Source organism: Serratia sp. BNK-17 (assembly GCF_048684935.1).
Taxonomy (GTDB): Bacteria; Pseudomonadota; Gammaproteobacteria; order Enterobacterales; family Enterobacteriaceae; genus Serratia; species Serratia nematodiphila.
On sequence record NZ_JBLQTR010000001.1, the window covers coordinates 3,099,923 to 3,125,127 of the forward strand.

Annotated in this window: 26 protein-coding genes; 22 read left to right on the forward strand and 4 right to left on the reverse strand. The window is 61.6% G+C overall.

Annotated features, from left to right (window positions below; translation table 11 throughout):
* The first annotated feature begins 123 nt into the window (after positions 1-123).
* From ccmA to mlaA, 10 genes are all read left to right on the forward strand, one after another.
* Complete coding sequence (gene ccmA / locus ACMGF7_RS14725; RefSeq protein WP_004936275.1) at positions 124-756, forward strand: cytochrome c biogenesis heme-transporting ATPase CcmA; 633 nt, start codon at positions 124-126, stop codon at positions 754-756.
* Positions 756-1,415 (forward strand): heme exporter protein CcmB, encoded by a 660-nt coding sequence (ccmB, locus tag ACMGF7_RS14730; RefSeq protein ID WP_016926839.1) that lies wholly within the window; start codon positions 756-758, stop codon positions 1,413-1,415. Before ccmA ends, ccmB begins: the two co-directional genes overlap by 1 nt.
* A 120-nt stretch (positions 1,416-1,535) precedes the next feature.
* Positions 1,536-2,273 (forward strand): heme ABC transporter permease, encoded by a 738-nt coding sequence (locus ACMGF7_RS14735; RefSeq protein ID WP_004936270.1) that lies wholly within the window; start codon positions 1,536-1,538, stop codon positions 2,271-2,273.
* Entirely contained in the window at positions 2,270-2,506 is a 237-nt protein-coding gene (gene ccmD / locus ACMGF7_RS14740) for a heme exporter protein CcmD (RefSeq protein WP_004936267.1), read from the forward strand. Before ACMGF7_RS14735 ends, ccmD begins: the two co-directional genes overlap by 4 nt.
* Complete coding sequence (gene ccmE, locus ACMGF7_RS14745) at positions 2,503-2,997, forward strand: cytochrome c maturation protein CcmE (protein ID WP_004936264.1); 495 nt, start codon at positions 2,503-2,505, stop codon at positions 2,995-2,997. Before ccmD ends, ccmE begins: the two co-directional genes overlap by 4 nt.
* Positions 2,994-4,964 carry a heme lyase CcmF/NrfE family subunit gene (locus tag ACMGF7_RS14750; RefSeq protein ID WP_015378624.1) on the forward strand — a complete coding sequence of 657 codons (1,971 nt, stop codon included), beginning with the start codon at positions 2,994-2,996 and terminating at the stop codon, positions 4,962-4,964. The genes ccmE and ACMGF7_RS14750 overlap by 4 nt, the downstream gene beginning before the upstream one ends.
* Positions 4,961-5,512, forward strand: a complete 552-nt coding sequence (locus ACMGF7_RS14755; RefSeq protein ID WP_049239817.1) for a DsbE family thiol:disulfide interchange protein — start codon at positions 4,961-4,963, stop codon at positions 5,510-5,512. Before ACMGF7_RS14750 ends, ACMGF7_RS14755 begins: the two co-directional genes overlap by 4 nt.
* Positions 5,509-5,976, forward strand: coding sequence for a cytochrome c-type biogenesis protein (locus ACMGF7_RS14760; RefSeq protein WP_015378622.1), 468 nt, complete (start codon positions 5,509-5,511; stop codon positions 5,974-5,976). The genes ACMGF7_RS14755 and ACMGF7_RS14760 overlap by 4 nt, the downstream gene beginning before the upstream one ends.
* Positions 5,976-7,190 (forward strand): c-type cytochrome biogenesis protein CcmI, encoded by a 1,215-nt coding sequence (gene ccmI, locus ACMGF7_RS14765; protein ID WP_197763333.1) that lies wholly within the window; start codon positions 5,976-5,978, stop codon positions 7,188-7,190. The genes ACMGF7_RS14760 and ccmI overlap by 1 nt, the downstream gene beginning before the upstream one ends.
* A 28-nt stretch (positions 7,191-7,218) precedes the next feature.
* Positions 7,219-7,977, forward strand: coding sequence for a phospholipid-binding lipoprotein MlaA (gene mlaA / locus ACMGF7_RS14770; RefSeq protein ID WP_044030769.1), 759 nt, complete (start codon positions 7,219-7,221; stop codon positions 7,975-7,977).
* 117 nt (positions 7,978-8,094) lie between these two features.
* On the opposite strand, the gene fadL is transcribed toward mlaA, so the two are convergent.
* Positions 8,095-9,417: a long-chain fatty acid transporter FadL gene (fadL, locus tag ACMGF7_RS14775; protein ID WP_004936243.1), complete on the reverse strand. Its 1,323-nt coding sequence runs from the start codon at positions 9,415-9,417 to the stop codon at positions 8,095-8,097.
* A gap of 405 nt (positions 9,418-9,822) precedes the next feature.
* On the opposite strand from fadL, the gene ACMGF7_RS14780 reads away from it, so the two are divergent.
* The 4 genes from ACMGF7_RS14780 (at position 9,823) to sixA (ending at position 14,662) form a co-directional block, all read left to right on the forward strand.
* Positions 9,823-10,119: a YfcZ/YiiS family protein gene (locus ACMGF7_RS14780; RefSeq protein ID WP_004936240.1), complete on the forward strand. Its 297-nt coding sequence runs from the start codon at positions 9,823-9,825 to the stop codon at positions 10,117-10,119.
* 196 nt (positions 10,120-10,315) lie between these two features.
* Positions 10,316-11,626: an acetyl-CoA C-acyltransferase FadI gene (gene fadI / locus ACMGF7_RS14785; protein WP_420286495.1), complete on the forward strand. Its 1,311-nt coding sequence runs from the start codon at positions 10,316-10,318 to the stop codon at positions 11,624-11,626.
* On the forward strand, positions 11,626-13,791 hold the full coding sequence (gene fadJ, locus ACMGF7_RS14790) for a fatty acid oxidation complex subunit alpha FadJ (RefSeq protein ID WP_197800049.1): 2,166 nt from the start codon (positions 11,626-11,628) through the stop codon (positions 13,789-13,791). Before fadI ends, fadJ begins: the two co-directional genes overlap by 1 nt.
* Before the next feature lie 388 nt (positions 13,792-14,179).
* On the forward strand, positions 14,180-14,662 hold the full coding sequence (gene sixA / locus ACMGF7_RS14795) for a phosphohistidine phosphatase SixA (protein ID WP_004936230.1): 483 nt from the start codon (positions 14,180-14,182) through the stop codon (positions 14,660-14,662).
* Positions 14,663-14,731: 69 nt separating this feature from the next.
* Here sixA and smrB read toward each other — a convergent pair whose 3' ends face one another.
* Positions 14,732-15,262 (reverse strand): endonuclease SmrB, encoded by a 531-nt coding sequence (gene smrB, locus ACMGF7_RS14800; protein WP_004936226.1) that lies wholly within the window; start codon positions 15,260-15,262, stop codon positions 14,732-14,734.
* Positions 15,263-15,432: 170 nt separating this feature from the next.
* Between smrB and prmB the strand changes: the two genes are divergently transcribed.
* The 6 genes from prmB to ACMGF7_RS14830 all read left to right on the forward strand — a co-directional run bounded on the left by prmB (position 15,433) and on the right by ACMGF7_RS14830 (position 20,111).
* On the forward strand, positions 15,433-16,365 hold the full coding sequence (gene prmB, locus ACMGF7_RS14805) for a 50S ribosomal protein L3 N(5)-glutamine methyltransferase (protein ID WP_004936224.1): 933 nt from the start codon (positions 15,433-15,435) through the stop codon (positions 16,363-16,365).
* A gap of 65 nt (positions 16,366-16,430) precedes the next feature.
* Entirely contained in the window at positions 16,431-17,516 is a 1,086-nt protein-coding gene (aroC, locus tag ACMGF7_RS14810; RefSeq protein ID WP_004936219.1) for a chorismate synthase, read from the forward strand.
* Between the two features lie 5 nt (positions 17,517-17,521).
* On the forward strand, positions 17,522-18,349 hold the full coding sequence (gene mepA, locus ACMGF7_RS14815) for a penicillin-insensitive murein endopeptidase (protein ID WP_197800047.1): 828 nt from the start codon (positions 17,522-17,524) through the stop codon (positions 18,347-18,349).
* 3 nt (positions 18,350-18,352) lie between these two features.
* Complete coding sequence (locus ACMGF7_RS14820; protein WP_015378616.1) at positions 18,353-19,159, forward strand: sulfite exporter TauE/SafE family protein; 807 nt, start codon at positions 18,353-18,355, stop codon at positions 19,157-19,159.
* 80 nt (positions 19,160-19,239) lie between these two features.
* Positions 19,240-19,797, forward strand: coding sequence for an elongation factor P hydroxylase (locus tag ACMGF7_RS14825; RefSeq protein ID WP_015378615.1), 558 nt, complete (start codon positions 19,240-19,242; stop codon positions 19,795-19,797).
* A gap of 32 nt (positions 19,798-19,829) precedes the next feature.
* Positions 19,830-20,111, forward strand: a complete 282-nt coding sequence (locus ACMGF7_RS14830; protein WP_004936209.1) for a YfcL family protein — start codon at positions 19,830-19,832, stop codon at positions 20,109-20,111.
* A gap of 40 nt (positions 20,112-20,151) precedes the next feature.
* Here the strand turns inward: ACMGF7_RS14830 and mnmC are convergent, their stop codons facing one another.
* Complete coding sequence (gene mnmC / locus ACMGF7_RS14835) at positions 20,152-22,173, reverse strand: bifunctional tRNA (5-methylaminomethyl-2-thiouridine)(34)-methyltransferase MnmD/FAD-dependent 5-carboxymethylaminomethyl-2-thiouridine(34) oxidoreductase MnmC (protein ID WP_420286496.1); 2,022 nt, start codon at positions 22,171-22,173, stop codon at positions 20,152-20,154.
* Positions 22,174-22,343: 170 nt separating this feature from the next.
* On the opposite strand from mnmC, the gene fabB reads away from it, so the two are divergent.
* Both fabB and ACMGF7_RS14845 read left to right on the forward strand, forming a co-directional pair.
* A complete protein-coding gene (fabB, locus tag ACMGF7_RS14840; RefSeq protein ID WP_049239814.1) occupies positions 22,344-23,564 on the forward strand; it encodes a beta-ketoacyl-ACP synthase I in 1,221 nt (406 codons plus the stop codon).
* 212 nt (positions 23,565-23,776) lie between these two features.
* Entirely contained in the window at positions 23,777-23,998 is a 222-nt protein-coding gene (locus ACMGF7_RS14845; RefSeq protein WP_004936201.1) for a hypothetical protein, read from the forward strand.
* A gap of 52 nt (positions 23,999-24,050) precedes the next feature.
* On the opposite strand, the gene apbE is transcribed toward ACMGF7_RS14845, so the two are convergent.
* Positions 24,051-25,082: an FAD:protein FMN transferase ApbE gene (gene apbE / locus ACMGF7_RS14850; protein ID WP_049239813.1), complete on the reverse strand. Its 1,032-nt coding sequence runs from the start codon at positions 25,080-25,082 to the stop codon at positions 24,051-24,053.
* Between the last annotated feature and the right edge of the window lie 123 nt (positions 25,083-25,205).

The following is a 25,205-nucleotide window of genomic DNA, read 5'->3' on the forward strand; positions in this document are numbered from 1 at the left end:
CTTTTTTCCGCGCATTCTTGATCCTGCTCGCCATATTGGCCCCCGGCGCGCCCGCCGCAGGCTGCTTGTGGGGAAAGGCTTATGCTATGATTCGCTATCCCAAAGAAAAATATGAGTTCCCCGATGCTGGAAGCCAAAAGTCTGAGTTGCGTGCGCGATGAACGCATCCTGTTTAGCGAGCTAAGCTTTTCAGTTCAGCCGGGCGATATCATTCAGGTAGAAGGGCCGAACGGCGCGGGCAAGACCAGTTTGCTGCGCATCCTCGCCGGTCTGGCGCGGCCGGACGGCGGTGAGGTGTGCTGGCGCGGGCGTAACACGCTGCGCGATCGCGCGGCGTATCAGCAAGATTTGCTGTTTATCGGCCATCAACCGGGCATCAAAGCCGTATTGACACCTTTCGAAAATCTGCAGTTTTATCAGGCGGTGCGCGGCGCGGCCGAGCAGCAGGCCATCTGGCGCGCGCTGGAGCAGGTGGGATTGGTGGGCTACGAAGATCTGCCGGTGGCGCAGCTTTCCGCCGGGCAGCAGCGGCGCGTGGCGTTGGCGCGCCTGTGGCTCAGCGCGGCGCCGCTGTGGATCCTCGATGAGCCGCTAACGGCGATCGATAAACAGGGCGTGGCCGAGTTGATTAGCCTTTTTGAGCAACATGCACAGCGGGGCGGCATGGTATTGTTGACCACCCATCAGGATTTGGCCGGCGTCAGCCAAACGGTGGGCAAAATTCGTTTGGCGGAACACGACGCGGGGAGTTTGTGATGTTTTTGACCCTGGTGCGTCGCGAACTGAAGATCGCCTGCCGTAAAGGTTCGGAGATCGTCAACCCGCTGTGGTTTTTCCTGATTGTGATCACGCTGTTCCCGTTGGGGATTGGCCCGGAGCCGCAGTTGCTGGCGCGCATTGCGCCGGGCATCGTATGGGTGGCGGCGCTGTTGGCCTCGCTGCTGTCGCTGGAGCGGCTGTTTCGCGACGATTTCCTCGATGGCTCGCTGGAGCAGCTGTTGCTGCTGCCAACGCCGCTGCCGATGACGGTGCTGGGCAAAGTGTGTGCTCACTGGGTCGTGACGGGACTGCCGCTGCTGATCCTGTCGCCGCTGGTGGCGCTGCTGTTGTCGCTTGATATGCAAACCTGGCTGGCGGTGGCGGGGACGCTGCTGCTCGGCACGCCGACGCTGAGCCTGATCGGCGCTATCGGCGTGGGGCTGACCGTCGGCCTGCGCAAAGGGGGCGTGCTGCTCAGCCTGCTGGTGCTGCCGCTGTATATCCCGGTGCTGATCTTCGCCACCGGCGCGATCGACGCCGCCGCGATGGGCATGCCGATTGATGGTTACCTGGCGATACTCGGCGCGATGCTGGCGGGCAGCGTGACATTGGCGCCGTTTGCCGCCGCAGCGGCGCTGCGAGTGAGCGTGCACTAGCTAACAAATTGAATGAACAGACGGGGCAAGGCCGGCAAGAGCGTACCCCGCAGAAGATTTTCGCCGTTTCGAACGCTCGAGGCGGCCGACGCATAAAAATTACCGTGAGCACTGACGACAATGTGGAAATGGTTACATCAACTGGCGCGGCCTGAACGGCTGTATCACGTCTGCGGCCGCTTTATCCCCTGGCTGGGGCTGGCGGCGGCGGCCTGCCTGCTGCTTGGCTGGGCATGGGGCTTTGGCTTCGCGCCGAAGGATTATCAGCAGGGCGACAGCTTCCGCATCATTTATATTCACGTGCCGGCGGCCATGTGGTCGATGGGCATCTACGCCTCGATGGCGGTGGCGGCGTTTATCGGCCTGGTGTGGCAGATGAAAATGTCCGATACCGTGGTGGCGGCGATGGCGCCGATCGGCGCGGTGTTCACCTTTATCGCGCTGGTGACCGGCTCCGCCTGGGGTAAGCCGATGTGGGGCACCTGGTGGGTGTGGGACGCGCGTCTGACTTCCGAACTGGTGCTGCTGTTCCTCTATATGGGCGTCATCGCGTTGTATAACGCCTTCGAAGACCGCCGCCTGGCGGGCCGCGCCGCCGGCATTCTGGTGCTGGTGGGCGTGGTGAATATCCCGATCATCCATTTCTCCGTCGAATGGTGGAATACGTTGCATCAGGGTTCGACCAATATGCAGCAATCCATCGCGCCAAGCATGCGCACCCCGCTGCGCTGGGCGATCCTCGGCTATCTGCTGTTGTTCGTCACGCTGACGCTGATGCGCCTGCGCAATCTGATCCTGTTCCAGGAGCGCCAGCGCCCGTGGGTCGCCGGGCTGGTGAATAAGGAGCGTCAGTCATGAATGCCGCATTCGATTCCTGGTCGGCGTTTTTCGCCATGGGCGGTTATGCCTTTTATGTCTGGCTGGCGGTCGCCGCCACGCTGATTTCGCTGTTGGGGCTGGTGGCGCACACCGTCTGGCAGCGGCGGCAGTTGCTCGCCGAGATCGGTCGCCGTCAGGCGCGCGAACGGCGCATTCGCCATGCGCAACAGTCAAAACAAAAATCCGCCGCACCGCGGGAGAAATCATTGTGAATCCACGTCGTAAAAGCCGCCTTTATCTGGCGATCGTTGTGCTGATCGGCATCGCGCTGACCGCAACCCTGATGCTGTACGCGCTGCGCTCCAACATCGATCTGTTCTACACCCCGGGTGAAATCCTGCAGGGTAAGGGCGAAAACCATGAGAAGCCCGAGGTTGGCCAGCGGCTGCGCATCGGCGGCATGGTGATGCCCGGCTCGGTGAAACGCGATCCCAATACGCTGCAGGTCAGCTTCAAGATTTACGACGCGCGTGGCGCGATCGGCGTAACCTACACCGGCATTCTGCCGGATCTGTTCCGTGAAGGGCAGGGCGTGGTGGCGCAAGGGGTGCTGGGCGAGGGCAACGTGGTCAATGCGCGCGAAGTGCTGGCCAAACACGACGAGAAATACACGCCGCCGGAAGTGGCCGACGCGATGAAAGAGAATCACAAAGGGCCGGCGGAAGCGTATAACGCGCCGCAGGCGGAGGGCGCCAAGTCATGATGCCGGAACTGGGCAGTTTTCTGCTGTGCCTGGCGCTGGCGATCGCGCTGCTGCTGAGCATTTACCCGCAGTGGGGCGCGGCGCGCCAGGACAGCCGCATGATGGCGGTGGCTCGGCCGCTGACCTACGGCATGTTCGCCGCGATTGCGCTGGCGTTCCTGTGCCTGGTGCATGCTTTCGTGGTCAACGATTTTACCGTCGCCTACGTGGCCACCAACTCCAATACCCAACTGCCGGTGTATTACCGCATCGCCGCCACCTGGGGGGCGCATGAAGGTTCGCTGCTGCTGTGGGTGCTGCTGCTGAGCTGCTGGTCGCTGGCGGTGGCGTTGTGCAGCCGGGCGATGCCGCAGGATGCGGTGGCGCGGGTGCTGTCGGTGATGGGGATGATCACCGCCGGTTTCCTGCTGTTCATCATCATGACCTCCAATCCGTTCACCCGCACGCTGCCGAACTTCCCGATCGACGGCAGCGATCTCAACCCGCTGCTGCAGGATATCGGCCTGATCTTCCACCCGCCGCTGCTGTACATGGGCTATGTCGGCTTCTCGGTCGCCTTCGCGTTCGCCATCGCCTCGCTGATGGCCGGCCGGCTCGACACCGCCTGGGCGCGCTGGTCACGCCCGTGGACCACCGCCGCCTGGGTGTTCCTCACGCTGGGCATCGTGCTCGGATCGGCCTGGGCCTACTATGAGCTGGGCTGGGGCGGCTGGTGGTTCTGGGATCCGGTGGAGAACGCCTCCTTTATGCCGTGGCTGGCCGGCACCGCGCTGATGCATTCGCTGGCGGTGACCGAGAAACGCGGCACGTTCAAAGCCTGGACGGTGTTGCTGGCGATCACCGCTTTCTCGCTGTGCCTGCTGGGCACCTTCCTGGTGCGCTCCGGCGTGCTGGTCTCGGTGCACTCCTTCGCCTCCGACCCGGCGCGCGGCATGTTTATTCTCGCCTATCTGGTGATCGTGATCGGCGGCTCGCTGCTGCTGTACGCGGTCAAGGGCGGCCAGGTGCGCAGCCGGGTGCAGCACGAGACTTTCTCGCGCGAGACCTTCCTGCTGGGCAATAACGTGTTGCTGATCGCCGCCATGCTGGTGGTGCTGTTGGGCACGCTGCTGCCGCTGGTGCACAAACAGCTGGGGCTGGGCAGCATCTCGATCGGCGAGCCGTTCTTCAACACCATGTTCACCTGGCTGATGGCGCCGCTGGCGCTGCTGTTGGGTATCGGGCCGCTGGTGCGCTGGCGCCGCGATGAGCCGGGCAAACTGTGGCGCCGCCTCGGCGTGGCGCTACTGGCGACGCTGGTGCTGTCGATTCTGCTGCCGTGGTTGCTGCAGGACAGCATCGCCGGCATGACGGTGGTGGGCCTGATTATGGCGCTGTGGGTGATCATCCTGACGCTGATGGAGCTGCATGAGCGCGCCACCCACCGCCACGGTTTCTGGCGCGGTCTGCGGCAGCTGTCTCGCAGCCACTGGGGCATGGTGCTCGGCCACCTCGGCGTGGCGGTGACGGTAATCGGCATCGCCTTCAGCCAGAATTACAGCGTGGAGCGCGACGTGCGGATGAAGGCCGGCGACAGCGTGGATATCCACAACTATCACTTCGTGTTCCGCGACGTGCACGACATTCGCGGCCCGAACTACAGCGGCGGCGTCGGCATCATCGACGTCACGCGCAACGGCAAGCCGGAGGCGACGCTGCACGCGGAGAAACGTTACTACAGCGTGGCGCGCAGCATGATGACCGAGGCGGCGATCGACGGCGGGTTCAGCCGCGATCTGTACGCGGCGCTGGGCGAGGAGCTGGAAGACGGTTCCTGGGCGGTGCGCCTGTATTACAAACCCTTCGTGCGCTGGATCTGGTTCGGCGGCGTCTTTATGGCGATCGGCGGCCTGCTGTGCATTCTCGACCCGCGTTATCGCATGAGCAAAAAGCTCAAGCGTGAAGGCAAACTGGAGGCGCAATCATGAAGCGTAAGCTGCTGTTTATCCCGTTGGTGCTCTTCCTGCTGCTGGTGGCGGCCCTGATGGTGCAGCTCACGCGCAACGCGGGCGGCGAAGATCCGACCATGCTGGAGTCGGCGCTGATCGGCAAACCGGTGCCGACCTTCAGGCTGGAATCACTGGATCAGCCTGGCAAAACCTACGATCAGGCGGTGCTGCGCGACGGCAAGCCGATCTTGCTCAACGTCTGGGCCACCTGGTGCCCAACCTGCCGCGCGGAACACCAGTATCTCAATACGCTGGCGGCGCGCGGCGTACGGGTGGTCGGCCTGAATTACAAAGACGATCGCGCCAAGGCGGTGACCTGGCTCAACTCTCTCGGCAATCCCTACGCCCTCAGTCTGTACGACGGCGACGGCATGCTGGGGTTGGATCTCGGGGTGTACGGCGCGCCTGAGACCTTCCTTATCGACGGCCAGGGGATTATTCGCTATCGCCACGCCGGCGACATGAATGAGCGCGTCTGGCGGCAGGAAGTGCTGCCGCTGTATAAAAAGTACGGGGGTGAGGCATGAGGCTGATTGTTCTGCTGTGCGCCGCGCTGCTGAGCTGGAGCGCCGCTGCGGCGATCGATACCTATCGCTTCAACTCCGTCGAGCAGGAGCAGCAGTATCGCGAGTTGACCGAACAGCTGCGCTGCCCGAAATGCCAAAACAACAGCATTGCCGATTCCAACGCCATTATCGCCGCCGACATGCGCACCAAGGTGTACGAGCTGATGATGCAGGGACAAAGCAAGCAGCAGATCATCGATTACATGGTGGCGCGTTATGGCAACTTCGTCACCTACGAGCCGCCGGTAACGCCGGCGACGCTGATCTTGTGGATCGGCCCGCTGCTGTTCGTATTGATCGGCGGGGCAGTGGTGATCCTGCGCACCCGTCGCAAGCCCGACGCGGCGGTGGACGATGCATTCTCCGAACGGGAACGGCAGCGCCTGGCGGCGCTGTTGCAAGAGACTGACAGGAAGAAACCCTAATGGCTTTTTGGCTGATTATTTGCGTGTTGCTGGCCGGCGCTGCCGCGTTGCTGGTGGTGCCGGCGATGCGCCTCGGCAAGCTGAGCGCCGCCACGCGCGATGCGCTGAACAAGGCGTTTTATCAGGATCGCCTCAGCGAGTTGGAGCAGGATGAGCAGCAGGGCGTGGTGGCCGAGCGCCCGGAACTGGTCAAAGAGCTGCAACAGAACCTGTTGAACGACATCCCGGCCGAGCAGATGGCGCAGGCGAAGCCGATCAACCGCTGGGCGCTGGTGCCGGGCGTGCTGTTACTGCTGGCGGTGACCGTTGGCTTTTATCTGAAAACCGGCGGGCTGGCGCAGGTGCTGGACTGGCGTCTGGTGCAGGCGCAAATGCCGGAATTGCGCGAGCGCGTTGCCAATGAGCGCGCCAAACCGCTGAGCATGGAAGAGATTGCTCGCCTCGGGCTGGGGCTGCGCACCGCGCTGCAACAGGACGATCGCAACATCAGTGACTGGATGATGCTGGGGCGCGTCGGCATGGCGCTGAATAATGCCACCACCGCTACGCAGGCGTTTGCTCATGCTTATCAATTGGATCCGAATAGTCTGGAAGTGCGGCTCGGCTATGCCGAGGTCTTGACGCGCTCCAACGATCCGGAGGATAACAAGCAGGCGGCGCAGCTGTTGCGGCGCATGATCGCGGAAAACCACGGCGATCCGCGGGTGCTGAGCCTGCTGGCGTTCAATGCCTTCGAACAGGGCGATTTCAAGCAGGCGATCGGCGCCTGGCAGGTGATGCTGCAGCTGCTGCCGGCCAACGATCCGCGCGCGGAAGTGATAAAGCGCAGTATTGCACAAGCAAAAGCCCAGGCAGGCGGAGAAAATGTTAAACTGAATGTGACCGTTGCGCTGTCACCGCAGGCGGCGAAAGCCATGCCGCCGCAGGGGACGCTGGTCATTTCGGTCACCGACGGCGTCAGTCCGGTGCCGGTCGCGGTAAAACAATTGCCGCTGAGCCGTTTTCCGCTGTCTTTCTCACTGGATGACAGCAACGCCATGATGCCCGAGCGTCTGCTCTCGGCGCAGCATCAGGTGCAGGTGCGTGTGCGCCTCTCACAGGACGGATTGGCCACGCCGCAGCCGGGGGACTGGTTCGGCGAAAGCTCGCTGCAGACATTCAGCGGTAAAGAGCAGGTTAGCGTTCAGATAAACAAGCAGGTCCCTGAAAAATAAGACCGAACGTGTTTTTATGGAGAAAAATATGAACTTTCGCCTGACTGGGGTGGCATTCGCAACGGTATTACTGGTGGGCTGTGCCAGCGCGCCAGACAACGATCCGCAAGGGCGTTCCGATCCGCTGGAAGGATTTAACCGGACGATGTTCGACTTCAACTACAACGTCCTGGATCCTTATATCCTGCGTCCGGTCGCGGTGGCCTGGCGCGACTACGTGCCGATGCCGGCGCGTAACGGCATCAGCAACTTCACCTCCAACCTGGAAGAGCCGGCCAGCATGGTCAACGCCTTCCTCAAGGGCGATCCCTACCGCGGGATGATCCACTTCAACCGTTTCTTCCTGAACACCCTGCTCGGGATGGGCGGCCTGATCGACGTGGCCGGCATGGCCAACCCGAAACTGGCGCGCGAAGAGCCGAACCGCTTCGGCAGCACGCTGGGCCATTACGATGTGGGTTACGGCCCGTACGTGATGCTGCCGGGCTACGGCAGCTTCACGCTGCGTGACGAAGGCGGCGACTTTGCGGATACGCTGTATCCGATGCTGAGTTACCTGACCTTCTGGATGTCGGCGGGCAAATGGGTGGTCGAGGGGATCGAAACCCGCGCTCAACTGCTGGATTCCGACGGCCTGCTGCGCAACTCCTCCGATCCTTATGTCATGGTGCGCGAAGCTTACTTCCAGCGCCACGACTTCATCGCCAACGGCGGTTCGCTCAAGCCGGAAGAGAACCCGAACGCCAAGGCGATTCAGGGCGATCTGGACGAGATCGACTCGCAGTAACCGCCGGCCTTATGCCCATGAAAACCCGCCGTCTGGCGGGTTTTTTTACGCCCGCGGCGAGCGACAGGCAAAGAAAAAGCGCCCCGCGGGGCGCTTTGGCATCCATCTCAGGCGAGATTAGAAGCGGTAGTTGAAGTTGGCGCCGTACAGCCAGGCCTTGCCTTCGGAGGTGAAGGTGTAAGGACCTTCGTTGATGGTGACTTTCTGGCCGTGCATGTAGGACACGCCGACGTCGACCGAGGCGTCTTTGTTGAACGCATAGGTGGTACCGGCACTCAGCCAGAAACGGTCCTGATCCGGAATGGAGATCGAACGGTTTTGGGCGGGCACCGGGCTGTCATCGAAGGCGATACCGGTACGGAAGGTCCAGTTATCGTCGTAGAAGTAGGTGGTGCCCAGCGCGATGCGGTAAGCGTCTTTGAAGCCTTCATGCTTCTGGAACAGCGTCTGGCCGTTGTTGCCGGTGGCTTTCAGCTCCTGGAACTGGCTCCAGCTGGTGTAGGCCAGGCTGTAGTGGATAGCCCACTGCGGCGCCACTTTGTTGTAGCCGGACAGTTCCCACATTTCCGGCAGGTGCAGGCTCAGAGAACCCGGAATGGTGGTGCCGTTGGTGCCCCACGGCAGACCTTGAGAGGCCAGCAACGGGTTGAAGGCTGAAGGCAGGCTGCTTTTGTAATCGCCGTCAAAGTCGATTTTCACTTCTGAGCGATAGGTGAAGCCGTAACGGTTGTTTTCATCCACTTCGTACAGAATACCGGCGTTCCAACCGAAGCCCCATTCGTCGCCTTTCAGGTGCGAAATCTGGGTATCTGCCGGGATCTGCGAAACAGGGCCGGCCAATTGTGGCGGTAACTTGCCCGATCCGGCGATCAGTTTTGGCAGATCGCCGGCATAGCGCTCGAGTTTGGCCTTGGCATAAACGGCGTCAAAGCCCAGACCGAAGCTGAAGTTCTTGTTCAGGCGATAAGCGCCGCTCAGGTTAAGGTTCAAGGTTTCCAGGTCGGTTTTGCCGCCCATGGAACCCGCCGCGTAACCGTCGTTGTATTCGGTCGCCAAACCGAAGTTGCTGGTGACCGAGCCGCCTACGGCGAATTGATCGTTAATCGGGTGAACATAATGCAGGTTTGGCACCCAGGCTGTCGGCGCGATGTTTTTCGCATCCAGGCTGGCGCCGGAAGGGGACCGGCCACTGATATCGACATCCGGATCGATGAAGACTGCGCCGAAAGAAAGTTCCGGGCGGGTATACATCATCAACAACGCCGGGTTGCGGCTTGCTGAAGCCGCCGTATCCGCCATGGCGCCTTCGCCAGAATACGAACGTCCTAAACCAGCTGATGAGAACTCATTCAGCTGGAATCCTGCGGCAGACACGTTTGAAGAAATAATTGCCACTGCAGCTGCGAGAGCTGATTTAGTCAATAGGTTTTTCTGGCTCATGACCAAAACCTCATTATGTGTTTATTATTTAAACTATTGTTACACGAAGTAACAAGGAGCGCGGGATTGTAGGGTCCGTTATCGTTCAGACAAATCAGACCAGTGGCTGAAGTATAGGTCTGACCTGTGAAAATGTTGCAAGTTTGTTTTTGAAATATTTCCAATCTGATATCAAAAAAGAGATCTGCTTAACAAAAAGCCAGCGGTAAATAACAAAATTCTTACCATTCCTTAGCAGTCGCTCATTTTTATTTGTGATTTCCATCACTTAAAACACCCAGTAAAAGTAAGTGCTAGTGATTGCCGGCGCGGAAGCGTAAAATACCTGCAGAATTTTGTGGCTTTGTGCCGGTGAGTGAAACGGCAATTTGGGCTGATAACCGAGGCCCTTGAGGAGAACCAATCATGTCAGATGCAATTAATAAATGCAGCGCCCAGGAAACCGCCGCGTGTTGCTGCGTGGATGTCGGCACCGTGATGGATAACACCGATTGCACCGCATCCTACAGCCAGGTGTTCAGTAATCAACACGATGCGGAGGCGATGTTGGCGGCCCTGAGCGAAAAGGCGCGCGCGGTCGAATCCGACCCTTGTGATATCAGCAGTAGCATTAAACCGGTTGACGGCGGCGTGCAATTGGAGGCCGATTTCACCTTCGCCTGCCAGGCGGAAACTCTGATCTTCCAGCTCGGCCTGCGTTAATCCCGGCTTTACCCCCGGCGCCGCCTGTTATGCGCCGGGGATTTCCTTTCCCGTACCCCTCCCGATAGAAAGTGCGCCTGCTCGCAGTTTTGATCTCTGCCGGTTTGCCAAATGTAACCGTTTGGTTAACAATGACCTCATCAGGTCAGACCTCTTTCTGCCCATTGCGCTGACGTTATTTTCTTCAGGAGCATTTATGAGTAAGGCACTGCCGTTGGTGACCCGTCATGGTGACCGCATTGCGATTGTGAATGGACTGCGTACCCCCTTTGCCAAACAGGCGACCGCCTATCACGGCATTCCGGCGGTGGATTTAGGGAAAACGGCGGTGAGCGAGCTGTTGGCGCGCAGCGGTATCGATCCGCAGCTTATCGAGCAGCTGGTGTTCGGCCAGGTGGTGCAAATGCCCGAGGCGCCGAACATCGCGCGTGAAATCGTGCTGGGCACCGGCATGAGCGTCCATACCGACGCTTACAGCGTGTCGCGCGCCTGCGCCACCAGCTTCCAGGCGATCGCCAACGTGGCGGAGAGCATCATGGCCGGCAGCATCAGCGTCGGCATCGCCGGCGGGGCGGACTCTTCTTCCGTCTTGCCGATCGGCGTCAGCAAGGCGCTGGCGCGCACGCTGGTGGATGTCAACAAGGCGCGCACGTTGTCGCAGCGTCTCAAACTGTTCAGCCGGCTGAAATTCCGCGATCTGATGCCGGTGCCGCCGGCGGTGGCGGAGTATTCCACCGGCTTGCGCATGGGCGATACCGCCGAACAGATGGCGAAAAGCCACGGCATCACCCGTGAAGCGCAAGATGCGCTGGCGCACCGTTCCCACGAGCTGGCGGCCAAGGCCTGGCGTGAGGGGGGGCTGCGCGATGAGGTGATGACCGCCTACGTGCCGCCATACCGCGCGCAGCTTTCCGAAGACAACAACATCCGTAAAGACTCCAGCCTGGCGTCCTACGCCAAGCTGAAACCGGCGTTCGATCGCAAACACGGCAGCGTCACTGCGGCCAACAGCACGCCGTTGACCGACGGCGCGGCGGCGGTACTGATGATGAGCGAATCGCGCGCCAAAGAGCTGGGCCTGCAGCCGCTCGGCTATCTGCGCAGTTTCGCTTTCGCCGCCATCGACGTGTGGGAAGACATGCTGCTGGGGCCTTCCTACGCCACGCCGCTGGCGCTGGATCGCGCCGGCATCGGTCTGGCCGATCTGACGCTCATCGATATGCATGAAGCTTTCGCCGCGCAAACGCTGGCTAACCTGAAGATGTTCGCCAGCGAAGCGTTCGCCCGCGAGAAGCTTGGCCGCAGCCAGGCGATCGGCGAGGTGGACATGGACAAATTCAACGTCCTGGGCGGTTCCATCGCCTATGGCCACCCGTTCGCCGCCACCGGCGCGCGCATGATCACCCAGACGCTGCGTGAGCTGAAACGCCGCGGCGGCGGGCTGGGCCTGACCACTGCCTGCGCCGCCGGCGGGTTAGGGGCCGCGATGATCGTGGAGGTGGAATAATGAGTTTCGAAAACGCATTGCATGAACAGCGCGCCAAACCGTCGGCCTTTCAACTGACGATCCGCCCCGACAACATCGGGGTGATCACCATCGACGTGCCGGGCGACAAGGTCAATACGCTCAAGGCCGAGTTCGTCGAACAGGTCAACGACGTGCTGATCCGGGCGCAGCAGCACACTGCGCTTGAGGGGCTGGTGATCGTTTCCGGCAAGCCGGACTCGTTTATCGCCGGCGCCGACATCACCATGATTGCCGCCTGCACCAGCGCCAAAGAGGCGGAAACGCTGGCCAAGAAAGGGCAGAGCACGCTGGCGCAGATCGCCGCTTTTCCGGTGCCGGTGGTAGCGGCCATCCACGGCGCCTGCCTGGGCGGCGGCCTGGAATTGGCGCTGGCCTGCCACGGCCGCGTCTGTTCGCTGGATGACAAAACCGCGCTCGGTCTGCCGGAAGTGCAGCTGGGCCTGCTGCCGGGCTCTGGCGGCACTCAGCGCCTGCCGCGCCTGATAGGCGCCGCCAAGGCGCTGGACATGATCCTGACCGGCAAGCACATTCGCGCCCGCCAGGCGCTGCGCATGGGGCTGGTGGACGACGCCGTGCCGCAATCGATCCTGTTGCAGACCGCCATTGAGCGGGTGAAGCAGGGCTGGAAGCATCAGCGCGAGCTGCCGTGGCAGGATCGCCTGCTCAATGGCCCGCTGGGCAGAAATCTGCTGTTCAGCATCGTGCGCAAGAAAACGTTGGCGAAAACCCACGGCAACTACCCGGCGGCGGAGCGCATTATTCAGGTGGTGCGAACCGGGCTGGATCACGGCAGCGCCAGCGGCTATGAGGCCGAAGCGCGCGCCTTTGGCGAGCTGGCGATGACGCCGCAGTCGGCGGCGTTGCGCAGCCTGTTCTTCTCCTCCACCGCGCTGAAAAAAGAGCGGGGCGGCAATGCGCAGCCGCATGCCCTGCATCGCGTCGGCATTCTCGGCGGCGGCCTGATGGGCGGCGGCATCGCCTGTGTCACCGCCACGCGCGGCGGTTTGCCGGTGCGCATCAAAGACATCAATGAAACCGGCATCAATCACGCGCTGAAATACAGTTGGGACGTGCTCGGCAAACGGGTACGCAGCAAGCGCATGCGCCCGGCGGAGCGGCAAAAGCAGATGATGCTGATCTCCGGCTCTACCGATTACACCGGCTTCGAGCAGGTGGATATCGTGGTCGAGGCGGTGTTTGAGGATCTGGCGCTGAAACAGCAGATGGTGGCCGAGGTCGAAGCGAACTGCGCGCCGCATACCGTGTTTGCCTCCAATACTTCCTCGTTGCCTATCGGTCACATCGCTGAAAAAGCCCAGCGGCCGCAGCAGGTGATTGGCCTGCACTACTTCAGCCCGGTGGACAAAATGCCGCTGGTGGAAGTGATCCCGCACGCCGGCACCAGCGAAGAGACCATCGCCACCACCGTGGCGCTGGCGCACAAGCAGGGCAAGACCGCCATCGTGGTGGGCGACAGCGCCGGTTTTTATGTCAACCGCATCCTGGCGCCGTACATCAACGAAGCGGCGCGCTGTCTGCTGGAAGGCGAGCCGATTGAGTCGCTGGACAAGGCGCTGGTGGACTTCGGTTTCCCGGTCGGCCCGATTACCCTGCTGGATGAAGTGGGCATCGACGTCGGCACCAAAATCATTCCCGTGCTGGTCGAGGCGCTGGGGCCGCGTTTCGCCGCGCCGGCCGCGTTCGATGCGGTGCTGAAAGACGGGCGCAAAGGGCGCAAGAACGGCCGCGGCTTCTATCTCTACCCGAGCGAAGGGCAGCAGCGGCAGCGGCGTAAACGCGCGGATACCTCATTGTATACGTTGCTCGGCGTCACGCCGAAGGCGCACATGCTGCCGGCGACCGTCGCCCAGCGCTGCGTGATGATGATGCTGAACGAAGCGGCGCGCTGCCTGGATGAAGGCGTGATCCGCAGCGCGCGCGACGGCGATATCGGTGCGGTGTTCGGCATCGGTTTCCCGCCGTTCCTCGGCGGCCCGTTCCGCTATATGGACGAGCTCGGCGCCGAGAAAGTGGTGAAGACGCTGGACTACCTGCGCCAGCAGCACGGCGAGCACTTCGCGCCGTGCGAGCGCTTGCAGCGCATGGCGCAGCAGGGCGAACGCTTTTACCCGCTGGGGAGCTGAACGCAGGGCGGCCCGATTTGCACTATAGTTGCAACAGGGTCGCGTTGTGATCGCCATCACTCCTTGCGACAGCGTCAGCCGGTGAGGCTGTACAGCAAGGCTGAGGCAGCGGTAAGTTAGCTTGACCGCCATCAATAAATTTCATGGCGGCAAGGTTAAAATTTAACCCGTTGAATTGATTGTTCTGTGAGCAATCGAGGTTTGCCCGGGGAGGGTTGCTGTAAAAAACAGCGTTTTCTTTAGGCAAACTTTCAGGCAAAATGCCCGGCCGCCATAAAGAGACGGCGCGTTATCGTTTTAAAGCTTTGGCTTTGGGTTGGAAAACTCGGCGGTACAGCACGCACGGCGTTTCTGTATAGCGTTACTTTGTCAACAACAGCGGTGCAATATGCAAGTTTTGATTATGCGTCACGGAGAGGCGGCGCTCGAGGCAGCCAGCGATGCGGTAAGGCCCCTTACCCTGTGCGGCCGCGACGAGTCCCGTCAGATGGCGGCCTGGTTGAACACCAAGTCTGTGGATATTGAACGCGTGCTGGTCAGCCCCTATCTGCGGGCCGAACAGACGCTGGCGACGGTGCGTGAAGCCTTGACGCTGCCGGAGGGCGAAGAAGTGCTGCCCGAGCTGACGCCGGGCGGCAACGCCGAACAGGTCGGCAGCTATCTGCAGGCGCTGGCGATGCAAGGGGTGAGCTCGGTGCTGATCGTGTCGCACCTGCCGCTGGTGGGGTATCTGGTGGCCGAACTGTGCCCGGGCGAGTGCCCGCCGATGTTCGCGACCTCGGCGATCGCCAACGTCGATCTGCCGGCGGACGGCAGCTACGGCAAGTTTGAATGGCAGGTCAGCCCATCACAGGTGATGGCCAAAGTGTGAACCGCGGATGCGGTGCGGAATAAACTCAGGGCGATGTCTGACATCGCCCTGAGTCGTTTCTGTGGGGGGTTACTCGGCCAGCTCCACCAGCAGCAGGATGGCGGCGTTGCCACCCCATTCCTTCGGCGCCTGGTGGAACGCCAGCACGTCGGGGTGCTGCGCCAGCCACAGCGGCGTTTGCTGCTTGAGGATATGCTTGCCGTGCCCGTGCATCACGCAGGCGCAGTGCACGTGCTCGCGTTTGCAGGCGGCGATCAGCGCCCCCAGCTCCTGCTTGGCCTGCAGCTGGGTCAGGCCGTGCAAATCGAGAAACAGCTCCGGCGAATAATCGCCGCGCCGCAGCTTCTTCAGCTCATACGGGCTGCTGCCGGGGCGCACGTAGCGCGTCGGGCCTTCCTCTTCCAGCTGCGGCTGGTATTCATCTGAAAAATAATAGCTGGCATCGACCTGCTCCTGCAGCAATCGCTGCGGCGCAATCTGTTTGACCTTGGGCTTCGGCGGGCGGTGGACGATGGTGTCCTGGCGCAGCTTTTTCGCGCCCGCCACCGACTCTCTGAAGAGCTGTTGTTCGTCTTTGCTCAGAGGGGGCTTGTTCTTCATGCTTCATTCACCGGAAATCGTTTATTTCGCTAGTTTACCTTGTGAATGAGCGCTGTCGACGCAAAACTCGGGCCAGAGTGAAAAGCGCGAGGGGCAAGCGTGATTTGTCGCGGGCTTCATGGCAAACTATGCGGCTAAATCATGAAACACAGCGCCTGCTGGAGGGCAAATTGGACAAAATTTTCGTCGACGAAGCAGTGAACGAACTGCACACCATTCAAGATATGCTGCGCTGGACGGTAAGCCGCTTCAACGCCGCCAATATCTATTATGGTCACGGAACCGATAATCCGTGGGACGAAGCGGTGCAATTGGTGCTGCCAAGCCTGTTCCTGCCGTTGGACATTCCGGAGGACATGCACACCGCCCGTCTGACTTCCAGCGAGCGCCATCGCATCGTTGAGCGCGTGATCCGCCGCGTCAACGAACGCATCCCGGTCGCCTATCTGACCAACAAGGCCTGGTTCTGCGGCATGGAATTTTACGTCGACGAGCGCGTGCTGGTGCCGCGTTCACCGATCGGCGAGCTGATCAACGATCGTTTCAGCGCGCTGATCCCGCACCCGCCGCGCCATATCCTAGACATGTGCACCGGCAGCGGCTGCATCGCCATCGCCTGCGGCTACGCTTTCCCGGAAGCGGAAGTGGACGCGGTGGACATTTCCAGCGACGTGCTGGCGGTAACCGAGCGCAATATTCAGGCGCACGGCGTCGAACATCAGGTGATCCCGATCCGTTCCGATCTGTTCCGCGACGTTCCCGCGATCCAGTACGATCTGATCGTCACCAACCCGCCGTACGTCGATGCGGAAGACATGTCGGATCTGCCGCAGGAGTTCCGCTTTGAGCCGGAACTGGGGCTGGCGGCGGGCAGCGACGGCCTGAAGCTGGTGCGCCGCATCCTGGCGTGCGCGCCGGACTACCTGACCGACGACGGCGTGCTGATTTGTGAAGTGGGCAACAGCATGGTACATCTGATGGAACAATATCCGGACATCCCGTTCACCTGGCTGGAATTCGAAAACGGCGGCGACGGCGTGTTCATGCTGACCAAGCAGCAGCTGGTGGATTGCAAGGATCACTTCAGCCTCTATCGCAGCTAAGCCGCATTTCCAAGGCCCGCATGGCGGGCCTCATAACGATAAAAGACTAACGGTAAGGAGCCGTGATGGCAGGAAACAGTATTGGGCAGATTTTCCGCGTCACCACCTTCGGTGAATCTCACGGGGTGGCGCTGGGTTGTATCGTCGACGGCGTGCCGCCCGGCATCCCGCTCACCGAAGCCGATTTGCAACACGATCTGGACCGCCGTCGTCCGGGCACCTCGCGTTACACCACCCAGCGCCGTGAACCGGATCAGGTGCGCATTCTCTCCGGCGTATTCGAAGGCGTGACCACCGGCACCAGCATCGGTCTGATCATTGAAAACACCGATCAGCGCTCGCAAGACTACAGCGCCATCAAAGACGTGTTCCGTCCAGGGCATGCCGACTACACCTACGAACAGAAATACGGTCTGCGCGACTATCGCGGCGGCGGCCGCTCTTCGGCGCGTGAAACCGCCATGCGCGTCGCGGCGGGTGCTATCGCCAAGAAATACCTGCAGCAGAAGTTCGGCGTGCAGGTGCGCGGCTATCTGGCGCAGATCGGCGACGTGACCTGCGAGCTGAAAGACTGGGATCAGGTCGAACAGAACCCGTTCTTCTGCCCGGATCCGGACAAGCTGGAAGCGCTGGACGAACTGATGCGCGCGCTGAAAAAAGAGGGTGACTCCATCGGCGCCAAGGTCAGCGTGATTGCTGAAAACGTGCCGGTTGGCCTGGGTGAGCCGGTGTTTGACCGCCTCGATGCCGATCTGGCGCACGCGCTGATGAGCATCAACGCGGTGAAAGGCGTGGAGATCGGCGACGGGTTCGCCGTGGTGACCAAACGCGGCAGCGAAAACCGCGATGAAATCACCCCGGAAGGCTTCCAAAGCAACCATGCCGGCGGCATTCTCGGCGGAATCAGCAGCGGCCAACCGGTGATTGCGCATCTGGCGCTGAAGCCGACCTCCAGCATCATGGTGCCGGGCCGTACCATCAATCGCCAGGGCGAAGCGGTGGAAATGGTCACCCGCGGTCGCCACGATCCGTGCGTGGGCATCCGCGCCGTGCCGATCGCCGAAGCGATGATGGCGATCGTGTTGATGGATCACCTGCTGCGCCAGCGCGCGCAAAACGGTGATGTGGTTTCCGACGTACCACGCTGGTAATCGCCATGAAAAACTGGATGTTGGGCCTGTTGGCCCTGACGGCCTCCGCTTCCGCCATGGCGCTGACGCCGTGGCAGAAAATCGATCATCCGGTGGCCGGCGCGCCGCAGGCGGTGGGCGGTTTCGCCAACGGCTGCGTCATCGGCGCGCAGCCGTTGCCGCTGAACTCACCGAACTACCAGGTGATGCGTACCGACCAGCGCCGCTATTTCGGCCATCCGGATCTGCTGGCGTTCATACAGCGCCTCAGCAGCAAAGCGAACCAGAAAGCGCTGGGCACGGTGCTGATCGGCGATATGGCGATGCCGGCCGGCGGGCGCTTCAGCAGCGGCCACGCCAGCCACCAGTCTGGGCTCGACGTCGACATCTGGCTGCAGCTGCCGCGCCAACGCTGGAGCGCGCAGCAATTGCTCAAGCCGCAGCCGATCGACCTGGTGTCGGGCGACGGCAAGCAGGTGGTGGCGAGCCAATGGCAACCGCAGATTGAGTCGCTGATCAAACTGGCGGCGCAGGATGCGGACGTGACGCGCATCTTCGTCAACCCGGCGATCAAGCAGCGTCTGTGCCTGGACGCCGGCGCCGATCGCGCCTGGTTGCACAAGGTGCGGCCGTGGTTCGGCCACCGTGCGCACATGCACGTGCGTCTGCGTTGTCCGGCTGGCAGCCTGGAGTGCCAGGAGCAGGATACGCCGCCGCCGGGCGATGGCTGCGGCGCCGAACTGGCGAGTTGGTTCGTACCTCATCAGCCGAACGCGAAGCCGGGCAAACCCGTGCCGCCGCCGTTGCCGCCTACCTGTCAGGCATTGCTGGATCACCATTTCTCAGCGGAATAACACATGGACTGGTTCGTCATTGGCCCCGAGATGCTCGGGGTGTTGTTTGCGGTAGCGCTGCTGGCGGGGTTTATCGACTCCATCGCCGGCGGCGGCGGATTACTGACGGTGCCGGCCTTGCTGGCAGTGGGGGTTCCTCCGGCGCAGGCGCTGGCGACCAATAAGCTGCAGTCGGTCGGCGGCTCCTTCTCCGCCAGTCTGTACTTCATTCGTCGGCGAGCGGTGAACCTCAACGACCAGAAGCTGACGATTTTTCTGACGCTGATCGGCTCGATCGCCGGCGCCATTCTGGTGCAGCATATGCGCGCCGATGTGCTGCGGCAGATGTTGCCGCTGCTGGTGATCGGCATCGGTCTCTACTTCCTGCTGATGCCGCGCCTGGGTGAGGAAGATCGTCAACGCCGCCTCGGCGCCTTGCCGTTCGGGCTGGTGGCCGGCGGCTGCGTCGGGTTTTACGACGGCTTCTTCGGCCCCGGCGCCGGCTCATTCTACGCGCTGGCCTATGTGACGCTGTGCGGTTTCAACCTCGCCAAGTCCACGGCGCACGCCAAGGTGCTGAACTTTACCTCCAACGTCGGCGGGCTGGCGCTGTTCATCATCGGCGGCAAGGTGGTGTGGAGCATCGGTCTGGTGATGCTGGTAGGGCAGGTGCTGGGGGCGCGTTTGGGCGCGCACATGGTGCTGACTCGCGGGCAGAAACTGATTCGGCCGATGATCGTGATCGTCTCGCTGGTGATGAGCCTCAAGCTGCTGTACGACAATCACGGCGCAGAGATTCAGCAGTGGCTGTCCGCCTTCTTGCACGGTTAAAGATGAAGAGGGTGCGCTGCTTACGCGCCCTGTCTTATCGGATATAATGGCCTCTTTATTTTTGTGGTTATAGAATTTTTATGTCAGACACGCAGACCCGTCATCACTATGAGCAGTTGATCGCGATCTTCAATCGCTGCTTCAGCGATGACTACAACACCCGCCTGGTGAAGGGCGATGACGAACCCATTTACCTGCCGGCCGACGACGAACTGCCGTATCACCGCATCGTGTTCGCCCACGGCTTCTACGCCAGCGGCCTGCACGAAATCTCGCACTGGTGCATCGCCGGTGAAGCCCGCCGTCAATTGGTGGACTTCGGTTATTGGTATTGCCCGGACGGGCGCGACGCGCAGACCCAGAGCGAATTCGAAGCCGTGGAGATCAAACCGCAGGCACTGGAATGGATGTTCTGCGTGGCGGCCGGTTTCCCGTTCAACGTCAGCTGCGACAACCTGAACGGCGACTGCGAGCCGGATCGCATTGCGTTCCAACGCAAGGTGCGCGCCCGGGTATTGGCGCTGCTGGAGCAGGGAATACCCACAAGGCCTGCGCGCTTTATTCAGGCGCTGCAATCGTTCTACAATACGCCACCGTTGGCGGCCGAGCACTTTCCGTATCCGGAAGATCTCAACTGACGCCACAGCCCGTTATTTAATGAGGAAATTTGATGATCGCAGAATTTGAAGCGCGCATTTTGGCGCTGATTGATGACATGGTAGAGCACGCCAGCGATGATGAACTGTTTGCCGGTGGCTACCTGCGCGGTCATCTGACGCTGGCGGTGGCCGAGGCGGAAGAGCAGGGCGAACACACCGCCGCAGCGCTGAAAGCGCGGGTGGAGGAGAGCCTGCACAAAGCGATCGCCGCCGGGGAACTCTCGCCGCCGGATCAGATCCTGGTGCGCGGCATGTGGGAAAACCTCTATCAGGCTGCAACCCCTGCGGCCTGATCGTCATGCCGGGGCGCGTCGCCGCGCCCCTCAAGGTTGATTAAACCGCACGTCCTTTCAGCAATTTCCGCACCCACATCCGATTCGGATTCAACGCCGCCAGCAGGCGCGCATCGCCCGGCAACGGCTCGCCGAACAGCTGCGCCGCCAAAATTTCCGCCGCCAGGGGCGCCGAGCACAAGCCGCGCGAGCCTAACCCGCCGATAGCGAACAGGCCGGGATAGACCGGCGCATCGGCGACGGTTTCGCCGCGCTGGTTCTGCCGCTGCAAATCCTGATACTGCGTCAACGTGGCCTGATAGTCCGGCAGCGCGCCGACCATCGGCAAATGATCGCGGGTGGCGCTGCGCACGCCGCAGCGCGCCTGCTGAGCGCTGACGTCCACCTGCTGCGGCCAGGCCTGTTCCGGCAGGCAGCGCAGCAGGCGTTCACGGTTTTCCTGTTGCTCCTGCTCGCGGTAGTCGGTGGCGATGTCGCCGCGCTGGTAACTGGCGCCGATGCAGTGCTGGCCGTTGTTGGCATTAACCGGCGTCAGGTAGCCGTCGTAACACAAGACCTGTTTCAATTGACCGAGGGCCGGCGAGCTTGGGATATGCGACACCTGCCCGCGTACCGAATACAGCGGCAGGGCTTCCGTCGGCGCCAGTTCGGCCAGCCGGTGGCCGTTGGCCAGGATCACCGTCGCATGGCGCCGGCTGTCGCCGTGGGCGAAATCGATGCGCCAGCCGTTTTCTTCCTGCGTCAGCCTCTGTGCATCGTGCCGGTAGTGGCAGACCAAGCCCTGACGTTGCGCCAGCGCGATAGCGCCGCGCGTCAGCTCGGCCGGGCACAGCCAGCCGCCTAGCGGGTAGGTGATGCCGCCAAAGCCGGTATCGATGCCGCACCGATCGCTGAGCGTCTCGCGGCCGGCCGCCGTCGCCAAGGCCTGCGGCCAGTCGGTTTTCAGCATATTGGCGATCTTGGCGCCGCTCTTTTCGTCATAGGCCAACTGGCTGACGCCGCACCACTGGTGATCAAAGGCGACGCCTTGTTGCAACAGCGCGTCGTACTGGCGACGGGCGAAGGGAAACGCGGCGCTGAAGAAACTCTCCAACACGTCGCCGCTGCCGTTCAGCAAAGGATAAATCGCGCCCTGGCGGTTGCCGGATGCGCCTTCGGCCGCCTGCTCATCGGCGCAGTACAGCGTGACGGTGGCGCCGCGCCGCAGCAAGGCCAGCGCAGTGAGCGCGCTGGCGACGCCACCGCCGATCAGGGCGATGTCGGCGGTGTTGTCCGCCGCCGGGCGTCGATACCAGGGCGCCGGATGTGCGGCGGGCTGCGCATCGGCCGGGAGTTCGCCGGCGAGCATCTCACGCTTTTGGCCGAAGCCTTTGCAGCGGTTGACCTGAAAACCGGCCTGTTGCAAGCCGCGACGCACGAAGCCGGCGGCGGTAAAGGTGGCGAAGCTGCCTCCCGGCCGGGCGAAACGCGCCATGGCGGCGAACAGTTGATCGGTCCACATGTCGGGATTTTTTGCCGGCGCGAAGCCGTCGAGGAACCAGGCATCCACCTGGTTATTCATACTGGCGTCAAACTGCGGCAGCAGATCGTTGACGTCGCCGAACCACAGATCGAGCGTAATGCGGCCTTCGGCCAACAGCAGGCGATGGCACCCCGGCAACGGCAGCGGCCATTGGGCGCGCAGTTCGTCGGCGTAAGGCGCCAGCTCCGGCCAGCGCGCATGCGCCGCCGCCAGGTCAGCCTGCTGCAGGGGAAATTTTTCGAAGCTGATAAAGTGCAGGCGCTGCAGCGTCGCGTCCGGCTCGGCCTGGCGGAAGCCGGCGAAGGCCTGCCACAGCGTGAGGAAATTGAGCCCGGTGCCGAACCCGGTTTCCGCCACGACAAACAGCGAGCGCGGGTGGGCGGCGAAACGCTGCGGCAGCCGATTGCCGTGCAGGAAGACGTAGCGGGTTTCTTCCAGCCCATCCTGATTGGAAAAATAGACGTCATCAAACTGTTTCGAAACAGGTGTACCCTGTTCGTTCCAGGTTAGCGTTGCGGTTTGGATGGGGGCGTGGTTCACGGTCAATGGCTCGAAATTCAAGGGATGCCGCGAATTCTAACGGCGCTGGCGCCCCGGCGCAAACTGGACGACAATAAAGCTGAAAAACGCTGATCGGACTTGTTCGGCTTACATCTGTACGCTAAAGTGCGATGCAAAATCCCGTAGGTAAATAGTGGAAGAGGTATTGAATGAAACGTGCAGTGATTACTGGCCTGGGAGTTGTCTCCAGCATTGGTAATAACCAGCAGGAGGTCCTGGCAAGCCTGCAGGAAGGACGTTCTGGGATCACTTTCTCCCAGGAGCTGAAAGATTCCGGCATGCGTAGTCACGTATGGGGGCAAGTTAAGCTCGACACTACCGGCCTGATCGACCGCAAGGCGGTGCGTTTCATGAGCGATGCTTCCATTTATGCCTTCCTGGCGATGCAAGAAGCGATCGCGTCTTCCGGTTTGAAGGAAGAAGAGTATCAAAACAACCCGCGCGTAGGCCTGATCGCCGGTTCCGGCGGCGGTTCTCCGCGCTTCCAGGTGTTCGGCGCCGATGCGATGCGCAGCCCGCGCGGCTTGAAAGCGGTTGGCCCATACGTGGTCACCAAAGCCATGGCTTCCGGCGTTTCCGCCTGCCTGGCGACGCCATTCAAAATCCACGGCGTGAACTACTCCATCAGCTCCGCTTGCGCGACCTCCGCACACTGCATCGGCAACGCGGTTGAGCAAATCCAGCTGGGCAAACAGGACATCGTGTTCGCCGGCGGCGGCGAAGAGCTGTGCTGGGAAATGGCCTGCGAGTTCGATGCGATGGGCGCGCTGTCCACCAAGTACAACGACACGCCGGAAAAAGCCTCCCGCACCTACGACGCCGATCGTGACGGTTTCGTCATCGCCGGCGGTGGCGGCATGGTGGTGGTTGAAGAACTGGAGCATGCGCTGGCGCGCGGCGCACATATCTACGCAGAAATCGTTGGCTACGGCGCAACGTCTGACGGCGCCGACATGGTTGCACCTTCGGGCGAAGGCGCAGTGCGCTGCATGAAGATGGCGATGCAGGATCTGGATACGCCGATCGACTACATCAACGTGCACGGCACCTCCACACCGGTGGGCGACGTGAAAGAGCTGGGCGCCATTCGCGAAGTGTTCGGCGACAATACCCCGGCCATCTCCTCCACCAAGGCGATGACCGGTCACTCACTGGGCGCCGCGGGCGTGCAGGAAGCGATCTACAGCCTGTTGATGCTGGAGCACGGCTTTATCGCACCGAGCATCAACATCGAAACCCTGGATGAACAGGCGGTCGGCATGAACATCGTGACTCAGCCGACTCAGCGCGAGCTGACCACCGTGATGTCCAACAGCTTCGGCTTCGGCGGCACCAACGCCACCCTGGTGATGCGCAAACTGGCGAAATAATTCCGCCTGAGCTTCACCTCGCCATCAAGCCCGCGTTTTCGCGGGCTTTTTACTGCCCTAAGCCCATTTGACGGGCGCTCAGAGTTTTCCCAAATCACATCCCCTGACACATCATTACCTCGCCATTACACGCGTTGGGCATACAATAGCCTGGTAGCATGATTATCGCTCGGCGTAGCTTTCTAAAGTGATCGAACATTGAGGCAAGAAGTATGAAAAAGTTAATTGCGGTTGGGTTACTGTCGGCCGTGTTGGCCGGATGCGCCACCGATTCTCCCTGCGTGCCGGTCTATGATGACCAGGGGCGTCTGGTGCACACCAACACCTGCATGAAGGGCACCACTCAGGATAACTGGGAAACCGCGGGCGCGATCGCCGGCGGCGCGGCGGCGGTTGCCGGTCTGACCCTCGGCATCATCGCGCTGACCAAGTGATCGGCGCGGAACAGGACCAAGCCCGGCCATTGCGTGCCGGGCTTTTTTTATCTCACTGCACCAAAAACGCTTTGAACTGCGGCGTCATCACGGCGCTGAAACCGTCGTCGGTTTTACTGATCAGGTAGACCGCCAGCCCTTTCTCTTCTGCGAGCTGCAACGCTTTCTCCGGGCCCAGCACCATCAAACCGGTATCCCAGCCGTCGGCCTCGAGCGCGGTCGGGGCGATCACCGTGGCGGAAACCAGCCGGTGGTTGATTGGCCTGCCGGTGGTCGGATCGATGACATGGGAGTAACGCTGGCCGTTTTGTTCAAAGTAGTTGCGGTAGCTGCCGGCGGTGCTGATGCCGTAACCGTGCAGATCCACCAGCGCCTGTACCGCATTTTCACGGTCGGTCGGCTTTTGGATCGCCACCCGCCAGGGCTTGCCCTGGCCGTTGACGCCGCGTGAAGAGACCGCACCACCGACCGATACCAGGTAGTTGGTAATGCCGTGACGGTTCATCAGGCGCACCAACTCATCGGCGCCATAGCCTTCGCCCAGCGTCGAGAGATCGACATACATGCCCGGCAGATCTTTTTGCAGCCACTCCCCGCGGTTGTCGCTGATCAGCTTCAGGTGCTGCAGGCCGGTGCGCTGCTTTGCCGCGTCGATCTGCGCCTGTTCCGGCACCTTGACCGGATGCTTGTCTGGGCCGAACCCCCACAGGTTCACCAGCGGGCCGACGGTGATGTCCATGGCGCCGCCGGTATCGCGGCCGATGCGTTGGGCCATCAACACGATGTCCGCCATGCCGCGCGGGATAGGCTGCGGTTCGAGGCTAACATTGCGGTTAAACCTCGACAGCACCGAATCGGCGCGGTAGGTCGAGATGTCGTCGTTGGCCCGTTCGAGCACCGTGTCGATCTGCCGCTGCAATTCTTGTTTGCCGATCGCGACGTCACCGCTGACTTTTACGCTGTAGAAAGTGCCCATGGTTTTGCCGTCAATATCGATTTGCGGGCGGGAGGAGGCGTCGTCGCAGGCGGCGAGCAGGGCGCATAAGGCGCTCAACAGCGCTCCGTTGGCGAACAGGGAAGCCATAACATGTCCTTTGAAACCGTGAAAGCCGCTACAAATAAAGTAAAGCGCGGCAAATGGAAAGCGGATAAAGGTAAAATAGCATTTTGCTGGCGCTGAAGCCGCGTCTGAGCTAACGTCTGCCCA

Coding starts and splice junctions, on each gene's coding strand:
- fadJ (WP_197800049.1), top strand. CDS start 11,626: ATGAGTTTCGAAAACGCATTGCATGAACAGCGCGCCAAACCGTCGGCC.
- ACMGF7_RS14755 (WP_049239817.1), top strand. CDS start 4,961: ATGAAGCGTAAGCTGCTGTTTATCCCGTTGGTGCTCTTCCTGCTGCTG.
- ACMGF7_RS14750 (WP_015378624.1), top strand. CDS start 2,994: ATGATGCCGGAACTGGGCAGTTTTCTGCTGTGCCTGGCGCTGGCGATC.
- sixA (WP_004936230.1), top strand. CDS start 14,180: ATGCAAGTTTTGATTATGCGTCACGGAGAGGCGGCGCTCGAGGCAGCC.
- ACMGF7_RS14760 (WP_015378622.1), top strand. CDS start 5,509: ATGAGGCTGATTGTTCTGCTGTGCGCCGCGCTGCTGAGCTGGAGCGCC.
- mlaA (WP_044030769.1), top strand. CDS start 7,219: ATGAACTTTCGCCTGACTGGGGTGGCATTCGCAACGGTATTACTGGTG.
- smrB (WP_004936226.1), bottom strand. CDS start 15,262: ATGAAGAACAAGCCCCCTCTGAGCAAAGACGAACAACAGCTCTTCAGA.
- ACMGF7_RS14820 (WP_015378616.1), top strand. CDS start 18,353: ATGGACTGGTTCGTCATTGGCCCCGAGATGCTCGGGGTGTTGTTTGCG.
- aroC (WP_004936219.1), top strand. CDS start 16,431: ATGGCAGGAAACAGTATTGGGCAGATTTTCCGCGTCACCACCTTCGGT.
- ccmA (WP_004936275.1), top strand. CDS start 124: ATGCTGGAAGCCAAAAGTCTGAGTTGCGTGCGCGATGAACGCATCCTG.
- apbE (WP_049239813.1), bottom strand. CDS start 25,082: ATGGCTTCCCTGTTCGCCAACGGAGCGCTGTTGAGCGCCTTATGCGCC.
- ACMGF7_RS14845 (WP_004936201.1), top strand. CDS start 23,777: ATGAAAAAGTTAATTGCGGTTGGGTTACTGTCGGCCGTGTTGGCCGGA.
- ccmB (WP_016926839.1), top strand. CDS start 756: ATGTTTTTGACCCTGGTGCGTCGCGAACTGAAGATCGCCTGCCGTAAA.
- fabB (WP_049239814.1), top strand. CDS start 22,344: ATGAAACGTGCAGTGATTACTGGCCTGGGAGTTGTCTCCAGCATTGGT.
- ACMGF7_RS14830 (WP_004936209.1), top strand. CDS start 19,830: ATGATCGCAGAATTTGAAGCGCGCATTTTGGCGCTGATTGATGACATG.
- fadL (WP_004936243.1), bottom strand. CDS start 9,417: ATGAGCCAGAAAAACCTATTGACTAAATCAGCTCTCGCAGCTGCAGTG.
- ccmD (WP_004936267.1), top strand. CDS start 2,270: ATGAATGCCGCATTCGATTCCTGGTCGGCGTTTTTCGCCATGGGCGGT.
- ccmI (WP_197763333.1), top strand. CDS start 5,976: ATGGCTTTTTGGCTGATTATTTGCGTGTTGCTGGCCGGCGCTGCCGCG.
- fadI (WP_420286495.1), top strand. CDS start 10,316: ATGAGTAAGGCACTGCCGTTGGTGACCCGTCATGGTGACCGCATTGCG.
- mepA (WP_197800047.1), top strand. CDS start 17,522: ATGAAAAACTGGATGTTGGGCCTGTTGGCCCTGACGGCCTCCGCTTCC.
- ACMGF7_RS14825 (WP_015378615.1), top strand. CDS start 19,240: ATGTCAGACACGCAGACCCGTCATCACTATGAGCAGTTGATCGCGATC.
- ACMGF7_RS14780 (WP_004936240.1), top strand. CDS start 9,823: ATGTCAGATGCAATTAATAAATGCAGCGCCCAGGAAACCGCCGCGTGT.
- ACMGF7_RS14735 (WP_004936270.1), top strand. CDS start 1,536: ATGTGGAAATGGTTACATCAACTGGCGCGGCCTGAACGGCTGTATCAC.